The 714-nt window shown below is 45.4% G+C and carries 2 protein-coding genes; both read left to right on the forward strand.

From position 1 onward, the window contains the following. Positions 1–509, forward strand: a 509-nt coding sequence (gene tilS / locus KIV40_RS27840; RefSeq protein ID WP_285352435.1) for a tRNA lysidine(34) synthetase TilS, incomplete at its 5' end; no start/stop codon positions are given. A 59-nt stretch (positions 510–568) separates the two neighbouring features. Beyond that, positions 569–714 (forward strand): c-type cytochrome (locus tag KIV40_RS27845; protein WP_375164893.1); only part of this gene is annotated, 146 nt, incomplete at its 3' end.

Genomic DNA, 714 nt, shown 5'->3' on the forward strand with positions numbered 1-714 from the left:
AATTCACTCGTGGTGAAGTTGACCTACTAGTCGCAACTGACGTAGCAGCACGTGGTCTTCATATTCCTCAAGTTACACACGTATTCAACTTCGACCTACCAGTTGATAACAGGCTGTTCATTGTTTTACCTCGTCCTTCACTGGAGGCTTGGCAGGGGGTGTTAAACCTTGAGCATTGCTTGGTGTTGCCTGATGAATTGGGCTCCATTTCACTTCGAAAAGCCAATGAAATGACTTTAAATCAGAGTGTTAATACGATGCGCTTTTCGTTGTCTAACCCCGCAACGCCTTTGACTGTATCGTTCAACCCAGAAGGGCTGGTCGCTCACCCAGTTGGGCGTGGACACAGCAGAAAGATGAAAAAGCTGTTTCAAGAGTATGGTGTTCCTAGTTGGTTACGTCGAAGAACGCCAATACTAATGGATGGCGATAAGGTCGTTGCGGTTATGGGGATTTTTGTTGATAAGCGCTATCAGGGTCAAGATTATGAAGCAATTTGGAGTAAGTAATTAGGCTTTGTGGCACAATTTAAAGGCACTTATATCAATAATAATCAATGGAATACGCAATGAAGAAAATAGCAGTAGGATTTGTCCTTGGACTGGGACTATTAAGTGGTCATGCGCTAGCGGGTGATGTCGCCGCTGGACAAGCAAAAGCAGCAGTGTGCGCAGCGTGTCATGGTGCTGATGGTATTGCTGTGATCCCAGGTTA

Source organism: Vibrio sp. D173a (assembly GCF_030248475.1).